Here is a 16,046-nt window from a genome sequence, read left to right as displayed (position 1 = left end):
ATGATTTCGCTGTTCGGCTTGAAAAATAACACTATTTATTCCAGGCTTATCGTTACACAGTGGAAGAGAGGAACCAAAATGAAGAAAAGCTTAGCAGGAATACTGGGCGTCACCGTCGCGTTAACCTTACTCGCGGGCTGTACCGCTTACGATCGTACCAAAGACCAGTTTACCCAGCCGGTGGTGAAAGATGTGAAGAAAGGGATGTCGCGTCAGCAGGTGATGCAGATCGCTGGCAAACCTTCAACGGAAGTGACGATGGTCCATGCCCGCGGCACCTGCCAGACCTATATCCTCGGTCAACGAGATGGTAAAGTGGAGACCTACTTTGTGGCCCTCGACGAAACGGGGCACGTGATGAACTCCGGCTACCAGACCTGCGCCGAGTATGATACGGATCCGCGCAACGCTAAGTAAGCGCCCTACTGTTGACTGAGTTGTACGTAAGCCCGACCACTGGTCGGGCTTTTTTGTGAGTCCTGATGCTTATTTAATTGCGCGAATTATTTGGGTGAAAATGTGAGGGTAGTCAAAACCGGAGGTCAATGAGAGACAATTCTGTTCAACAGGGAATTATCACGACGGCTCAGCTTGCCGTATACTCAACCCATAAACAGAATTAACCGGATGTTACCAGTCTTACCGGCTCTCAGCGGTTACTGAAGGCCCTGGTCTCACACATTGAGGAAGCGTTCATGGAAAAGAAACACATTTATCTGTTCTGCTCGGCAGGCATGTCCACGTCACTGCTGGTCTCCAAAATGCGGGCGCAGGCGGAAAAATACGAAGTCCCGGTCATTATTGAAGCCTATCCTGAAACTCTCGCGGGTGAAAAGGGACCGGAAGCCGACGTTGTATTATTAGGGCCACAAATTGCGTATATGTTACCGGAAATTCAGCGCCTGCTGCCAAATAAACCGGTAGAAGTCATCGATTCTCTTCTGTATGGCAAGGTGGATGGTTTAGGGGTATTGAAAGCCGCCGTCGCGGCCATTAAGAAAGCTGCAGCACAATAATTTTAAATTTTAAAACTCGATGTATTTTGACGCCTGGCGGCATTCTGTTGCCGGCCGTCAAAAAAAATAAAGAGTTTATTTTCCCGTCAAAGAGTAATTTCATACATCATCGCCGTAATAGTTTATTGCGGCTTTTAAGGGTATTGACTATGAGTAAAGTGATCGACTCGCTTGAAAAGGTACTCCTTCCTTTTGCAGTGAAAATAGGAAAGCAGCCGCATATTAATGCGATTAAAAATGGATTTATTAAACTCATGCCGTTGACCCTCGCCGGGGCCATGTTTGTATTAATTAACAACGTTTTTCTGAGCTTCGGCGAAGGCTCTTTCTTTTACTCCATGGGCATTCGCCTGGATGCCTCTACCATTGAAACCTTAAACGGTTTTAAGGCTATCGGCGGCAACGTCTATAACGGCACCCTCGGCATTATGTCGCTGATGGCGCCATTCTTTATCGGCTCCGCGCTGGCGGAAGAGCGCAAAGTCGACCCGATGGCCGCTGGCCTGCTGGCGGTAGCGGCCTTCATGACCGTGACCCCGTACAGCGTGGGCGAAGCCTATGCCGTCGGCGCCAACTGGCTGGGCGGGCAGAACATCATCTCGGGGATGATTATCGGTCTGGTTGTCGCGGAGCTGTTCACCTTCGTGATCCGTCGCAACTGGGTGATCAGACTGCCGGACAGCGTGCCGGGATCGGTATCGCGCTCTTTCTCCGCGCTGATCCCTGGCTTCTTGATCCTCTCCATCTTCGGCATTATCTCGTGGGCCCTGTCGAGCTACGGCAGCAACTTCCACCAGATCATCATGGACTCCATCTCTACGCCGCTGGCGGCGATGGGCAGCGTGGTCGGCTGGGCATACGTCATCTTTAACTCCCTGCTGTGGTTCTTCGGGGTGCACGGTTCGCTGGCGCTGACTGCGCTGGATAACGGCATCATGACGCCGTGGGCGCTGGAAAACATCGCCCTGTACAACCAGTACGGATCGGTTGATGCGGCGATCGAAGCGGGTAAACAGTTCCACTTCTGGGCCAAGCCGATGCTCGACTCCTACATCCTGCTGGGTGGCTCCGGGGCGACGCTGGGTCTGATTATCGCCATCTTTATCGCTTCCCGCCGCGCTGACCATCGTCAGGTCGCGAAGCTGGCGCTGCCGTCAGGCATCTTCCAGATTAACGAACCGATTCTGTTTGGCCTGCCGATCATCATGAACCCGGTGATGTTCATCCCGTTCGTGCTGGTCCAGCCGATTCTGGCGGCCATTACTCTCGCCGCCTACAGCCTGGGGATTATCCCACCGGTGACCAACCTGGCGCCGTGGACCATGCCAACTGGCCTGGGGGCGTTCTTTAACAGTAACGGCAGTGTCGCCGCTCTGCTGGTCGCCCTGTTCAACCTTGGCGTCTCCACCCTGGTCTACCTGCCGTTTGTGGTGCTGTCGAATAAAGCGCAGACCGTTATCGAGCAGGAAGAGAGCGAAGAAGACATCGCCAACGCACTAAAATTCTGATACCGCGCGGTACGGGCAACGTCCCGTACCGCCTGAGAAATGAGGGAAATATTATGTTTGATCTGGACAACATCGACGCGGTAGAGACCCCGGAAAACGACCTCGAAGAGGTGGTGATGGGGCTGATTATCAACTCCGGCCAAGCGCGTAGTCTGGCCTATGCCGCGCTGAAGCAGGCCAAGCAGGGGGATTTTGCCGCGGCGAAAACGATGATGGAGCAGTCGCGTCAGGCGCTGAGCGAGGCGCATCGGGTGCAGACCCAGCTTATCGAAAGCGACGAGGGCGAGGGGAAAATGAAGGTCAGCCTGGTGCTGGTGCATGCTCAGGATCACCTGATGACCTCCATGCTGGCCCGCGAGCTGGTAGCGGAATTGATTGAGCTGCACGAGAAGGTACAATAGGCCATCGCGACGATGAGGCAGCCCAGGATGATGACCACCGAGATCAGTACCGCCAGAGAACAGCAGTTGTTCAACGGGAAGAACTTTCATGTGGTCATCTATAACAAAACGGAAAGCGTGAGCGGGCTCCACCAGCATGATTACTACGAATTTACCGTCGTATTAACCGGGCGCTATTACCAGGAGATCAATGGTAAACGGGTGCTGCTGGAGCGCGGGGATTTTGTCTTTATCCCGATGGGTTCGCACCACCAGAGCTTCTATGAATTTGGTGCGACGCGCATCCTTAACGTCGGCATCAGCAGGCGCTTCTTTGAGAAACATTATCTGCCGCTGCTGCCGTTTGGCCTGGTGGCGTCGCAGGTCTACGCCGTGCAGAGCGCTTTTCTCGGCTACATTGAGTCGGTCATCGCCTCACTCAATTTTCGCGAAACGGAATTTGACGAATTTATCGAGCTGGTCTCCTTTTATGTCATTAACCGTTTACGTCACTATCGCGAAGAGCCGGTTGCAGACGTCGTCCCGCAATGGTTAAAAAATACCGTTGAGGCTATGCACGATAAACTGGAGTTTGGCGAGAGCGCCCTCGAGAATATGGTTCGGCTATCGGGCAAAACGCAGGAATATTTAACCCGGGCGACCCAGCGCTATTATGGTAAAACGCCGATGCAGATAATTAACGATATCCGTATCAATTTTGCCAAAAAGCAGCTGGAAATTACCAACTATTCGGTGACGGATATTGCCTATGAATCAGGGTACAGCAGCCCGAGCCTGTTTATTAAAACCTTTAAAAAGCTGACCTCGTTTACACCGAGTAGTTATCGAAAACATTTGACCAGTATTAATTAAGCCCAGGCGGTATTAGCCGCCAGGCTTACACCATAACTAATTTAAGTTAACTGTCCGCATTTATGCGGAGAGCGGCCTGCGTCTACACGCAGCGTCTAAGGGAGAAAAAGATGAGCCAGAAATTAAAAGTCGTCACTATTGGCGGCGGTAGCAGCTATACCCCGGAATTACTGGAAGGTTTCCTGAAACGTTATCATGAACTGCCGGTGACAGAGCTGTGGCTGGTGGATGTGGAAGAGGGCCAGGAGAAGCTCGATATTATCCATGCGCTGTGCGAGCGGATGGTGGAAAAAGCCGGCGTGCCGATGAAGGTTTATAAAACGCTGGACCGCCGCGAGGCGCTGCAGGGCGCAGATTTCGTCACTACCCAGCTGCGCGTGGGCCAGCTGAAGGCGCGGGAAAAAGATGAGCGTATCCCGCTGAGCCACGGTTATCTTGGCCAGGAGACCAACGGGGCGGGTGGGCTGTTTAAGGGGCTGCGCACCATCCCGGTGATTTTCGACATCGTGAAAGATGTGCAGGAGATCTGCCCGGACGCGTGGATCATCAACTTCACCAACCCGGCGGGCATGGTCACCGAGGCGGTCTATCGTCACACCAGTTTCAAACGCTTTATCGGGGTGTGCAACATTCCCATCGGCATGAAGATGTTCATCACCGACGTGCTGCAGCTCAGCCCGAGCGATGAGCTGCACATCGACCTGTTCGGTCTGAACCACCTGGTGTTCGTCCGCGACGTGCTGGTTAACGGCGTCTCGCGCTTCGATGAACTGCTGGACGGCGTCGCCTCCGGCCGCCTGACCGCGAACTCGGTAAAAAATATCTTCGACCTGCCGTTCAGCGAAGGGCTAATCCGCTCTCTGCGCCTGATCCCATGCTCCTATCTGCTCTATTACTTTAAGCCAAAAGAGATGCTGGCGATTGAGATGGGCGAGTACTATAAGGGCGGCGCGCGCGCCCAGGTGGTGCAGAAAGTAGAGAAGCAGCTGTTTGAGCTGTATAAAAATCCGGATCTCAAGGTCAAGCCGAAGGAGCTGGAGCAGCGCGGGGGTGCCTATTACTCCGATGCCGCATGCGAAGTGATCAACGCTATCTATAACGATAAGCAGACTGAGCACTATGTGAATATCCCACATCATGGCCATATCGATAATATCCCGGCGGACTGGGCGGTCGAGATGAGCTGCACCTTAGGTCGCGATGGCGCGAAGCCGACGCCGCGCATCACCCATTTCGACGAGAAGGTGCTGGGGCTTATCTATACCATCAAAGGGTTTGAAGTGGCGGCCAGCCAGGCGGCGATCAGCGGCGAGCTGAACGACGTGCTGCTGGCGCTGAACTTAAGCCCGCTGATCCATTCCGATCGTGACGCCGAGCAGCTGGCGCGGGAGATGATTCTGGCCCATGAAAAATGGCTGCCGAACTTTGCGGCGACGATCGAAAAACTGAAAGCGTAACGGGAGCGGCTAATGGAACGCGTATTGATCGTCAATGCCGACGACTTCGGCCTCAGTAAAGGGCAGAACTACGGCATTATCGAGGCCTGCCGCAACGGCGTGGTGACATCGACTACGGCGCTGGTCAACGGCGCGGCTATTGACCACGCCGCCCAGTTGAGCCGCAGTACGCCGGAGCTGGCGGTCGGGATGCACTTTGTGCTGACGCTGGGCGAACCGCTGTCGGCCATGCCGGGGTTAACCCGCGACGGCCGGCTGGGCAAATGGATCTGGCAGCAGGCGGAAGAAGGTAACCTGCCGCTGGAGGAGATTGCCCACGAGCTGGCGTGTCAGTACCGTCGTTTTATCGATCTCTTCGGTCATGAGCCGACGCATCTCGACAGCCATCACCATGTACATATGATCGCCCCGATCTATCCCATCGTTGCGGCTTTTGCCCGCGACAAGGGCATCGCGTTGCGTATCGATCGCCAGGTAGCGGCGCAGAGCGGTCTCGATCAGCAGGCGGCGCGCAGCAGCGCAGGCTTCAGCAGCGAGTTTTACGGGGAAGCCGTCTCTGAGGCGCTGTTCCTGCAGACGCTGGACGCCTCAATCGCCCGCGAGGAGCGCTCTCTGGAGGTGATGTGTCATCCGGCCTTTGTCGACCAGACCATCATGGGCAGCGCCTACTGCTACCCGCGGCTGGGCGAGCTTGATGTGCTGACGTCTGCCTCGCTGAAAGCGGCCGTGGCCGACCGGGGTTATCGCCTGGGAACCTACCGCGACGTGTAAACCCGACGGGGGCAAGGAAAGTGAGTCAAGCCCGGCACACCGTGCCGGGCTTTTTGCTACGCCGGAATAGCGGCGATTTTCGGGCTTCTCGACCATACCCGGTGGGCCGTCATCAGGGCGAGCAGTTTATCTGCCGCCGGCGTGTCAAGCGCATCGGTGACGTTGACGCCCTCTTCGCCCTGGGCCGGGACCTGCAGAACCGATGTTAACTGCCGCGCATCGCCTGCCAGCAGGATCGGCTTCAGATGCTTATAGGCCTCCAGCAGGTAGTAGCGCGCGTCGCCGCTCTGGCTCAGGGCGCTGAGATCGCCGCCGGGCACCACCACAGCATCCACCGTCAGCGACGGGGAGCCGGCGAAGGTGCCGGCGATCGGCAGGGGAGAGCCATCGTCGGCGACGACTTCCCCCATCCGCGAATAGAGCAGTTTACTGTGCACGCCCCGGGCCTGTAGCGCCTGCAGGAGATGGACCAGATCCTGCGCCGAGGTACGCTCATTGAGCAGCACCGCCACCACACGACCTTTCACATCCCCTTCGGCATCCGCGTAGAGGCTGAGGGTGGGATCTTTCTCCACGCCGTTGACCGGGGAGGGCAGAGTGAGGCTGCGCTGCTCATCGCTCAGTTCGATACCTAAATTCGCCCCGACCGTTTCCGCCAGCCGGGTATCAATATGGGCCAGGTGATCGACCACCCGCTCGCGGATCCAGGTGCGGACCACTTTGCTAAGCTCGAAGCTGAAGCCATCGATAATATGCTGCTGCTCAATCGGCGTCTGGCTCAGCCAGAACAGACGCGGCTGTGCGTAATATTCGCCGAATGACGGGCTGCGCTGACGGATCTTCTCGCCGTCGACGCGCTCGGCGAGGGACTCAAAACCGCCGCGTTTGGCGGCTGGCGGCGTCTCGCGCGGCCAGTTATCGTTGATCGAGTTGGGTTCGTAGTTGGCCGGGTTGGTGTCAATCTCCATCCGGTGCATACCGTCGCGCTGGAAGTTGTGGTACGGGCAGGTCGGCCGGTTGATCGGGATTTCATGGAAATTCGGTCCGCCGAGGCGGCTTATCTGGGTATCGGTGTAGGAGAAGAGGCGCCCCTGCAGCAGCGGATCGTTGCTGAAATCGATGCCCGGGACGATATGCCCTGGATGGAAGGCCGCCTGTTCGTTTTCGGCAAAGAAGTTGTCCGGGTTGCGGTTGAGGACCATTTTGCCGACCCGTTGCACCGGCACCAGCGCCTCGGGGATCAGTTTGGTGGGATCTAACAGGTCGAAGTCAAAATCAAATTCATTCTCTTCGGGGATCAGCTGCAGGCCGAGCTCAAATTCCGGGTAGTCCCCGGCTTCAATGGCCTCCCATAGATCGCGGCGATGAAAATCGGGGTCACGGCCGGTCAGCTTCTGCGCTTCATCCCATACCAGCGACGCCTTGCCGGCGACCGGTTTCCAGTGGAAGCGAACAAAGGTGGCTTTGCCCTCGGCATTGATCAGGCGGAAGGTGTGGATGCCAAAGCCTTCCATGGTGCGATAGCTGCGCGGGATGCCGCGATCGGACATCGCCCACATCACGTTGTGCAGCGTTTCCGGCTGCAGGGAAACATAGTCCCAGAACGTATCGTGAGCGCTTTGTCCCTGGGGGATGGCCCAGTGGGGCTCAGGCTTCACGGCGTGGACAAAGTCGGGAAACTTCAGCGCGTCCTGGATAAAGAAAACCGGGGTGTTGTTGCCGACGAGGTCAAAAATCCCCTCGTCGGTGTAAAACTTGGTGGCGAAGCCGCGAATATCACGAACGGTGTCCGCCGACCCCGCGCCGCCCTGCACGGTGGAGAAGCGCACAAAGACCGGGGTGATTTTATCGGCTGCCGAGAGAAAATCGGCTTTGGTCAAGGCTGTCAGGCTTTTGTAGGGCTGGAAGTAGCCGTGGGCTGCTGAGCCGCGGGCATGAACGATACGCTCCGGAATTCGCTCGTGGTCGAAGTGGGTGATCTTCTCCCGCAGAATGAAATCTTCCAGCAGCGTTGGGCCGCGGGTACCGGCGCGCAGCGAGTTCTGATCGTCGGCAATGCGCACGCCCTGGTTAGTGGTCAGCGGATAGTCTTCTCCGCCTTTGCGCTGTGGCTCCAGGGCATCGAGTTTTTTGCTGTGGGTATCAGGCGTTTTCAGGCTGCCAGGGGCGGTCGGTTCAGCGCCAGGGGCGGTGGGTTTCGGCGTGGGGCGCCACTCCCGGTCATCCGGCGCCAGCGAGTCGAGACCCGGCTGCGCTTCCTCGCTGCCGTGGACCGGTGCCTGCTGGTGGTGAGGGTTTGGGTGCTTATCAGACATTGCTCGTCTCCTGCTTTCATTGCTAAAAGTGGTCGTTGATAAACCAAAACCCTTCTAACTATAGAACATTACGCTGCCTGCGCCCGGCCAGGGGGCAGGGAGTTATCCTAAAATGCGCATCGGCGGCAGGGGGGCGACGAACGGGGCCACGATCGGCTATGATAGAGGTTTCTGTTTCCCGCTTTGCTTAGTGAATCCATTTGTTATGAAACCATTGCGCCAACAAAATCGCCCTGTCATTAGCTACGTGCCGCGCGTGGAGCCTGCGCCCCCGGAACATGCCGTGAAAATGGACCATTTTCGCGATGTCTGGATTTTGCGCGGGAAGTATGTCGCCTTTCTGCTGATGGGAGAGCATTTTCGCCGTTCACCGGCGTTCAGCGTGCCGGAGTCGGCGCAGCGCTGGGCTAACCAGGTGCGTCAGGAAGGAGAGATTGAAGCCTGAGTCTGCTGCAGAAATAAAAAAACCGCTGATTATCAGCGGTTTTTTTGTGCTTACCGTTTAGCGATGCGCCAGTTCGGCTTCTTCTTCGCTATCGAAAATCGACTTGTCGGTCTGGCGCAGCCACTGGCTGGTCAGCGTCCCGGCGGTCATGGAGCCGTTAACGTTCAGCGCGGTACGTCCCATATCGATCAGCGGCTCGACGGAGATCAGCAGCGCCACGAGGGTCACCGGCAGGCCCATCGCCGGCAGGACGATCAGCGCGGCGAAGGTGGCCCCGCCGCCCACTCCGGCGACGCCCGCCGAGCTGACGGTGACGATGCCCACGAGGGTGGCAATCCACATCGGATCCAGCGGGTTGATGCCTACGGTCGGTGCGACCATCACCGCCAGCATGGCCGGGTAGATACCGGCGCAGCCGTTCTGACCAATGGTGGCGCCAAAGGAAGCGGAGAAGCTGGCAATCGACTCCGGTACGCCGAGACGACGGGTCTGTGCTTCCACGTTCAGCGGAATGGAGGCAGCGCTGGAGCGGCTGGTGAAGGCGAAGGTGATCACCGGCCAGACTTTACGGAAATACTTCAGCGGGCTGACGCCGTTAATCGCCAGCAGCAGGCCGTGGACGATAAACATGATGCCCAGCGCGATGTACGAGGCCACCACGAAGCCGCCAAGCTTGATGATATCCTGCAGATTCGACCCGGCAACCACTTTGGTCATCAGCGCCAGAACGCCGTAAGGGGTCAGCTGCATCACCAGACGAACCAGCTTCATCACCCAGCCCTGCAGGGTATCAATGGCGGTCAGGACGCGCTGGCCTTTTTCCACATCCTCTTTCAGCAGCTTCAGGGCTGCGACGCCGAGGAACGCCGAGAAAATGACGATGCTGATGATCGAGGTCGGGTTAGCCCCGGTCAGGTCAGCAAACGGGTTCTTCGGCACGAAGGAGAGGATCAGCTGCGGGACGCTGAGATCGGCCACTTTACCCACATAGTTGCTCTGAATGGCGTTCAGACGGGCGGTCTCCGCGCTGCCCTGGACCAGTCCCTCGGCGGTGAGGCCGAACATGTTAGTCACCAGCACGCCAACCAGAGCGGCGATCAGGGTGGTGAACAACAGAGTCCCGATGCTCAGGAAGCTGATTTTCCCCAGCTGCGAGGCATTGTGCAGGCGAGCCACCGCGCTAAGGATTGACGCGAAGACCAGCGGCATAACGATCATTTGCAGCAGCTGGACATAACCGTTGCCGACGATATTAAACCACTGGATGGAATCCTTCAGCACCTGGCTGTCAGACCCATAGATCAGCTGTAGTGCCAGACCAAAGATCACGCCAATCGCCAGGCCGACCAGGACCTTCCTGGCCAGGCTCCACTGTTTATGGCGCGTTTGCCCCAGCGCAAACAACAATACGGCGAACACGACTACGTTCGCTATTAATGGAAAGTTCATCCCCGTTCTCCTGATATTTTTATAACCTGGGCTGGTGGATAACCAGCTCTTATGACCGCAAGGTTAGCAGAAGGCGTTATCAAGGACTTATATTCAAATGGAATGGGTTATAACCAAAAGGTGTTTTCTGTCGGTTTATCGCCCACTCTGGTGACTTATGAAGCGATTGAAAGTGATCTGCAGGGAATTAATCACCCCGGAAGACCAGCGTATCGCGGTGTTGTCCGCCAGCGTCTGCGGCATCCAGACGGCATAGATGAACAGCGCCATGCATAAGGCGCGCTCCAGCTGGTTGCCTTTGCGCGGCGCAAGGATCGGTAGCCGAAAGCGCCAGCGGCAGGGCCACAGCAGCGGCACCCCGGCTGGGGTGAGCATATCGGCAAGGATGTGGCTGAGATAGCCCAGCACCAGGCCCTGGAGGGCGTCCGCCGGGACAATCCAGCTGTCAGGCACCTTGAGGTAGAATAGCGTCAGCGCGCCAAACACCGCCAGCAGGCTGTGGGTGAAGCCGCGGTGGCCAAAGGCCCGCGCCACGGGCTTTGAGATCCAGCTCAGCCGCTGGCCAAGAAACGACTTTGGGTGATCGATGTCCGGCAGCAGGCAGGTCAAGACCGCGGAGGGCACAATATGCCACCAGTCGCCCTGCGCCAGCACCGGCGTTAACTCTGCGTTTTTGGCAAATACTGCGCAGGCGATTGAAAAGAAGAGATGGCCTTCCGCCGTCATGATAACACACCCTAAACTGTCGATTCATACAGTATAGGGTTTTTATACAGTGCACGGAAGAGGTGACGGTGTAACTCTTTGTCACAAATTCTCAGCGCGCCAGCCATCCGCCGTCGACGGCCAGGGTATAGCCGTGAATATAGTCGGCGGCGGACGAGGCAAGAAACACCACCGGCCCCTGCAGGTCATCCGGCACACCCCAGCGACCGGCGGGGATACGCTCAAGGATTGCCTGGTTGCGCTCCTCATCTTCGCGCAGCGCCTGGGTGTTATTGGTGGCCATATACCCGGGCGCAATGGCGTTGACGTTGATACCCTGACCAGCCCATTCGTTAGCCAGCAGGCGGGTCAGCCCCAGCACGCCGCTTTTCGAGGCGGTATAGGAGGGGACGCGGATCCCGCCCTGAAACGAGAGCATCGAGGCGATGTTAACGATTTTCCCGCCTTCACCCTGGCGAATGAACTGCCTGGCGACCGCCTGGCAGAGGAAAAAAACTGCTTTCAGATTCAGATCGATCACCGCATCCCAGTCACTTTCCGTGAAGGTCAGGGCATCATGGCGGCGGATAATCCCGGCGTTGTTGACCAGAATATCGACCCGGCCCATCGCCGCCACCGCCTGGTCGACCAAAACGGTCATATCATCCTGTTGGCTGAGATCCGCCTGAATGGCATGAAAGCGGCGGCCCAGCGCCTGAACCTGCGCGGCCGTGTCGTGGGGAATTTTGCGGTTGATGCCGACGATATCGCATCCGGCCTGCGCCAGGCCCAGCGTCATTCCCTGTCCCAGGCCGGTATCGCAACCGGTCACGATGGCGACCTTACCCGTCAGGTCGAAGGCGTTCAGTACCATATTCACCTCTGTGTGCTGATCTTCAGGCGTACGATGACGCCACCTGTACCCAGCATAGAGGCAGGAAAATAAAATTACAATTAAAATGAAACGATGTTTTGATTTTCTTTGCTGGCGGGTGGCGGCGATCGCGTCACCCGCCAGCGGTCTTACCCGAGCAGCGCCTCGACGGTCAGGGCCTGCAGTGACGGCAGCTTGACGTCCGCCAGCACGAAGCGCGGGTCGCGGCTGTTCTCTGCTTCCGGCACGACGATAGCGCGCATGCGCGCAGCTTTGCTGGCGATCATGCCGTTGACCGAGTCCTCCAGCGCGACACAGCGCTGTGGGTCGACCCCGAGGGCGGCGGCGCAGTTGAGATACACCTGCGGGTGCGGTTTGCTCCAGGGCAGATGCTCCGCCGAGGCGAGGGCATCAAACTGGTCGCGCAGCTCGAACATATTGAGCACTTTCTCCAGCATCACCAGCGGCGAGGCTGAGGCCAGCCCTACCTTCAACCCCTGGGCTTTGCACAGGGCCACCGCCTCGCGCACCCCCGGCAGCAGCGGACGTGAGGCTTCAACCAGTTCGATGGCGCGACGGATAATGCGCGCGGTGGCTTCTGCGCGGTCTACGCCGCGCCACGGCTGCTGCGCGTACCACAGATCCACCACCAGGTCGATTCGCAGACCCAGCAGGTCGGGCAGTTCATCGCGGCGGCGGGTATCCACCCCCAGGCTCTCCATGACCTCGACCTCCGCCTGATCCCAAAGCGGCTCAGAGTCAATCAGCAACCCGTCCATATCAAAAATCGCAGCCTCAATGCGGCGCTTCGCTGACATATGTCCTTCTCCTGTTGCGTAATCAGATAAACGAATCGGCATTCATGGTATATCATACCGCGCGTTATTGGGCGAAATTCGCCGTGGAAGATAGACTTATACCCGACACATTCGGGTAAGCGAGGGGCGCCTGCGCCACGCAACGGGCGGCAGGCGAACCACTAACGCGTCTTTAACAAGGGGAACTCATGACGTACCAACAAGCTGGACGCATTGCGGTCATCAAACGTATTTTGGGATGGGTCATCTTTATTCCCGCCGTGCTGTCGACGCTGATTTCTGTCCTCAAATTTATGTATGAGCACAGTGAAAAGAAACCCGGCATTGACGCGGTAATGATGGATTTTGCGCACGTCATGATTGAGATGATGCGCTTTAACACGCCGTTCCTGAACTTTTTCTGGTACAACTCACCGCTGCCGGATTTTCACCATAGCCTGAACATCGGCTTCTGGATTATCTTCATTCTGGTGTTCGTCGGCATGGCGCTGCAGGCCTCCGGCGCGCGGATGGCGCGGCAGGCGAAATTTCTCCGCGAGGGGATTGAGGATCAGCTGATCCTCGAGCAGGCGAAAGGCGCGGAAGGGTTAACTCGCGAGCAGCTCGCCGAACGCATTGTGGTGCCGCGACATACGATCCTGGTGCAGTATTTCCCGCTGTACGTGCTGCCGGTGATGGTGATTGTTATCGGCTACTTCTTCTTCTCGCTGCTGGGCTTTCTCTAAGCCAGGTGCCCGGTTAGCCGGGCGCCATCTTATTCGGCCGGCAGAGGGCGGGGTTTACCCTGATTATCGACGGCAACGTAGATAAACAGCGCTTCCGTCGCCTTGTAGCGCTGGCCAATCGGTTCTGAAGAGACTTTTTTCACCCACACTTCGATGTTAATGGTCACTGAGGTATTGCCGCGCTTCACGCAGCGGGCATAGCAGCACACCACGTCGCCTACGGCCACCGGGCGTAAAAAGGTCATCCCATCCACGCGCACGGTCACCACGCGACCCTGGGCGATCTCTTTGGCCATAATGGCGCCGCCGATATCCATCTGCGACATCAGCCAGCCGCCAAAAATGTCCCCGTTGGCATTGGTATCTGCCGGCATTGCCAGGGTGCGTAAAACCATTTCGCCCTTCGGGGCGAGATCTGTTGTTGTCATGCTCTACTCTGTTGTGGTCAAAGACGATCAGCGGGATGCTACTATGAAAACGGCGTAGAGAGAATAGGGCTGGCGCCCGCGGAGGCGGGCGCAGTGGTTCAGAAAGAGAGGGTCACTCCGGCGTAATACGCGCGTCCAGGCTCATTGTAGGTCGAGGCGCCGGCATTTTCGCGATACAGTTGCTTATCAAAGAGGTTACTTATGCCGGCATTCAGGCGAATATCCCGGTTGAGCTGATACTGGGTGCCGATCCCCACGATGGAATAGGCGCCAACCTCGGTGGTGGCAAGGGTTCCGGTTTCGTTGCGGATCTCTGCATACTGACGCGGCTTCTGACGGCCATAAAGCGTCCAGTTGACATTCGCCGACAGGGCGTTGTTTACCTGCCAGTCGAGCATCGTGTTAACGGTATATTTCGGGATAACCGACAGCGGGTTGCCTGTCTCTTTACTTTCAGATTTGAACATCCAGGTGGCATTGGTCCGCCAGCTTAGGATATCAGCCAGCACCGGGATCAGCAGATTGCCTTCCAGCCCCTCGACTACTGCTTTGCCGCCGTTCTGCCATTGCAGGATATTATTGCCGCTGGAGGTATAGCCCAGCACCTCGGTTCCGGAGACGATTTTGTTTTTGTAATCGTTGCGGAACCAGGTGACCCCGGCAGCGTAGCCATTAAGGTTAAATTCGATACCGATCTCTTTGTTAATACTGATTTCCGGGTCGAGGTCAGGGTTGCCCAGCAGATAGCAGCTGCCTTCGGCGATAGTGTTTGGACAACCGTTGCCGCGGGTGGAGAGCAGATAGCCTTCACTGGATTGATAAAGGTTAGGCGCTTTAAACACCCGCGCGATACCGGCCTTCAGCGTGAACATATCGCCCAGCGCCTGAGACAAATTGAGGCTTGGGCTCCAGTTGCTGCCAAACTGATTATGATAATCGAAACGAATGCCGGGGATCAGATTGGTGCCGGGCACGGCTTCGATATTATCTTCCAGATAGATACCGGTGAGGGTGGCGCTGTTTTTGGTACTGCGTTGCGTAGGGTCGCCCGAGGTCCCAGGGATAGTCTCGCCGTTGCTGTTAGTGGCCTGCATTGATGCCGGGTCGTCAAGCTGATCATGGTTCCATTCCATTCCCAGCGTCAGCGTCTGGTCCGCCAGCCAGAAGAAAGGCACATTGAATTCCGAGGTAGTACGCCAGGATTCCAGACGGCTGGTGGCATAATCTTCACTGTTGATCATGCCTTCGACGCGGCCGGTAGAGCCTTCCTGCAGGCGGGTATTGTTGGTTTTCTCGTAGTAAACACCGGCTTTGGACTGGCCCCAATCCCATAGACCGTTGTAGGTGAGTCCCCAGGACTGGCGATAGAGGCGATTAGTTTCGTGGCCGTACAGGGAGTCCACCAGCCCGTTCGGGCTAAGATTGCCGTTGCTGTACTGGGTATCGCCAGCATAGATATTCCCCTGACGGCTATAGGCGTAGCTGAAATCGAGGATCTGTTGCGGGGTCATTTTCCATGACAGTAGCGCGTTAATGTCTTTATTGCGGACCCCTTCGCGCCCCGCAGCGTAAGAGCCGTTTTGCGCATGGTTAATATCCCAGGCGTCGGGTTCCGTTTTATTGATATTGCCATACAGGCGCATCGTCAGCGCCTCGCCGGCCAGTGGGCCGCTGAGATTGAAGTTAGCGCGATTGGTCGTGCCTTCTTTGTTGTTTTCCGGCTGGTTGGTGAAGAAAGACAGCGAACCGTGCCAGGTGCTGGTCGGACGTTTGGTAATGATATTGACCACTCCGCCCGCCGCGCCGGAACCATAGCGCGCGGCTGCCGGACCGCGGAGAACTTCAATCCGTTCGACCATTTCGGCAGGTACCCAGTTGCTGTCGCCCCGGGTATCGCGTTCGCCGCGCCAGCTATAGCGAACCGCGTTACGTGACGTGACCGGTACCCCATCTATCAGGATCAGGGTGTTCTCCGGCCCCATGCCGCGGATATCAATCTGGCGGTTGTTGCCCCGACTGCCGCTGGCGCTGTTGCCGGTCAAGTTCACCCCGGGCATTTTACGGATGATGTCTGAGAGATCGTTGACCGGCGGCTGCTTAGCAATATCCTCAGCCGTGATAATCGACACCCCGGGCTGTTGCTTAAGCGCCTCTTCCGCCGTACTGCGCACAATCATCGTTTCGGTATCTTGTTCTGATTCTTCAGCAAAGGCGTTAGGGGTGAGGAGACTGGATATGACCAGCGCCAGGGTCGTGGGCACAGAATATTGCGGCGATCTCAT

At 57.2% G+C, this 16,046-nt stretch carries 16 protein-coding genes and 1 pseudogene; 10 read left to right on the top strand and 7 right to left on the bottom strand.

Annotated elements, in window-relative coordinates; translation table 11 throughout:
- Window positions 1-78 precede the first annotated feature (78 nt).
- The 8 genes and pseudogenes from osmE to chbG all read left to right on the top strand — a co-directional run bounded on the left by osmE (window position 79) and on the right by chbG (window position 6,005).
- Window positions 79-417, top strand: a complete 339-nt coding sequence (gene osmE / locus GT756_RS01800) for an osmotically-inducible lipoprotein OsmE (RefSeq protein WP_049116281.1) — start codon at window positions 79-81, stop codon at window positions 415-417.
- A gap of 278 nt (window positions 418-695) precedes the next feature.
- Window positions 696-1,016 carry a PTS N,N'-diacetylchitobiose transporter subunit IIB gene (gene chbB / locus GT756_RS01795; protein ID WP_002901547.1) on the top strand — a complete coding sequence of 107 codons (321 nt, stop codon included), beginning with the start codon at window positions 696-698 and terminating at the stop codon, window positions 1,014-1,016.
- Window positions 1,017-1,035: 19 nt separating this feature from the next.
- Window positions 1,036-1,154, top strand: a pseudogene (locus GT756_RS25720) (hypothetical protein).
- Window positions 1,155-1,165: 11 nt separating this feature from the next.
- A complete protein-coding gene (gene chbC, locus GT756_RS01790; RefSeq protein WP_004203823.1) occupies window positions 1,166-2,524 on the top strand; it encodes a PTS N,N'-diacetylchitobiose transporter subunit IIC in 1,359 nt (452 codons plus the stop codon).
- 53 nt (window positions 2,525-2,577) lie between these two features.
- The gene (gene chbA / locus GT756_RS01785) at window positions 2,578-2,925 is read left to right on the top strand and encodes a PTS N,N'-diacetylchitobiose transporter subunit IIA (protein ID WP_004203824.1); all 348 of its coding nucleotides are present in this window, start codon (window positions 2,578-2,580) and stop codon (window positions 2,923-2,925) included.
- 27 nt (window positions 2,926-2,952) lie between these two features.
- Window positions 2,953-3,777, top strand: a complete 825-nt coding sequence (gene chbR / locus GT756_RS01780; RefSeq protein WP_004203825.1) for a transcriptional regulator ChbR — start codon at window positions 2,953-2,955, stop codon at window positions 3,775-3,777.
- Window positions 3,778-3,887: 110 nt separating this feature from the next.
- Entirely contained in the window at window positions 3,888-5,234 is a 1,347-nt protein-coding gene (locus GT756_RS01775; RefSeq protein ID WP_004203826.1) for a 6-phospho-beta-glucosidase, read from the top strand.
- Window positions 5,235-5,246: 12 nt separating this feature from the next.
- Window positions 5,247-6,005, top strand: a complete 759-nt coding sequence (gene chbG / locus GT756_RS01770) for a chitin disaccharide deacetylase (protein WP_080841124.1) — start codon at window positions 5,247-5,249, stop codon at window positions 6,003-6,005.
- A gap of 56 nt (window positions 6,006-6,061) precedes the next feature.
- Here chbG and katE read toward each other — a convergent pair whose 3' ends face one another.
- A complete protein-coding gene (gene katE, locus GT756_RS01765; protein ID WP_160124531.1) occupies window positions 6,062-8,320 on the bottom strand; it encodes a catalase HPII in 2,259 nt (752 codons plus the stop codon).
- Window positions 8,321-8,510: 190 nt separating this feature from the next.
- Between katE and cedA the strand changes: the two genes are divergently transcribed.
- Window positions 8,511-8,765 (top strand): cell division activator CedA, encoded by a 255-nt coding sequence (gene cedA, locus GT756_RS01760; protein WP_008807754.1) that lies wholly within the window; start codon window positions 8,511-8,513, stop codon window positions 8,763-8,765.
- Between the two features lie 57 nt (window positions 8,766-8,822).
- On the opposite strand, the gene GT756_RS01755 is transcribed toward cedA, so the two are convergent.
- From GT756_RS01755 to hxpB, 4 genes are all read right to left on the bottom strand, one after another.
- On the bottom strand, window positions 8,823-10,214 hold the full coding sequence (locus GT756_RS01755; protein WP_017898666.1) for an L-cystine transporter: 1,392 nt from the start codon (window positions 10,212-10,214) through the stop codon (window positions 8,823-8,825).
- A gap of 135 nt (window positions 10,215-10,349) precedes the next feature.
- On the bottom strand, window positions 10,350-10,940 hold the full coding sequence (locus GT756_RS01750; protein WP_004203834.1) for a metal-dependent hydrolase: 591 nt from the start codon (window positions 10,938-10,940) through the stop codon (window positions 10,350-10,352).
- A gap of 91 nt (window positions 10,941-11,031) precedes the next feature.
- Complete coding sequence (gene kduD, locus GT756_RS01745; protein ID WP_032455866.1) at window positions 11,032-11,793, bottom strand: 2-dehydro-3-deoxy-D-gluconate 5-dehydrogenase KduD; 762 nt, start codon at window positions 11,791-11,793, stop codon at window positions 11,032-11,034.
- A gap of 149 nt (window positions 11,794-11,942) precedes the next feature.
- Complete coding sequence (gene hxpB, locus GT756_RS01740; protein WP_017898668.1) at window positions 11,943-12,611, bottom strand: hexitol phosphatase HxpB; 669 nt, start codon at window positions 12,609-12,611, stop codon at window positions 11,943-11,945.
- Window positions 12,612-12,799: 188 nt separating this feature from the next.
- Between hxpB and GT756_RS01735 the strand changes: the two genes are divergently transcribed.
- Window positions 12,800-13,336: a YniB family protein gene (locus GT756_RS01735; protein ID WP_004203839.1), complete on the top strand. Its 537-nt coding sequence runs from the start codon at window positions 12,800-12,802 to the stop codon at window positions 13,334-13,336.
- Window positions 13,337-13,365: 29 nt separating this feature from the next.
- On the opposite strand, the gene yciA is transcribed toward GT756_RS01735, so the two are convergent.
- A complete protein-coding gene (gene yciA, locus GT756_RS01730; protein ID WP_002901629.1) occupies window positions 13,366-13,764 on the bottom strand; it encodes an acyl-CoA thioester hydrolase YciA in 399 nt (132 codons plus the stop codon).
- Window positions 13,765-13,862: 98 nt separating this feature from the next.
- A complete protein-coding gene (locus GT756_RS01725) occupies window positions 13,863-16,046 on the bottom strand; it encodes a TonB-dependent siderophore receptor (protein WP_160124530.1) in 2,184 nt (727 codons plus the stop codon).

Source organism: Klebsiella sp. Q2 (assembly GCF_009900705.1).
GTDB classification, from domain to species: domain Bacteria; phylum Pseudomonadota; class Gammaproteobacteria; order Enterobacterales; family Enterobacteriaceae; genus Klebsiella; species Klebsiella quasipneumoniae.
Note: the sequence above shows the minus strand (reverse complement) of the source record. Positions and strands in the feature narration are given on the sequence as shown.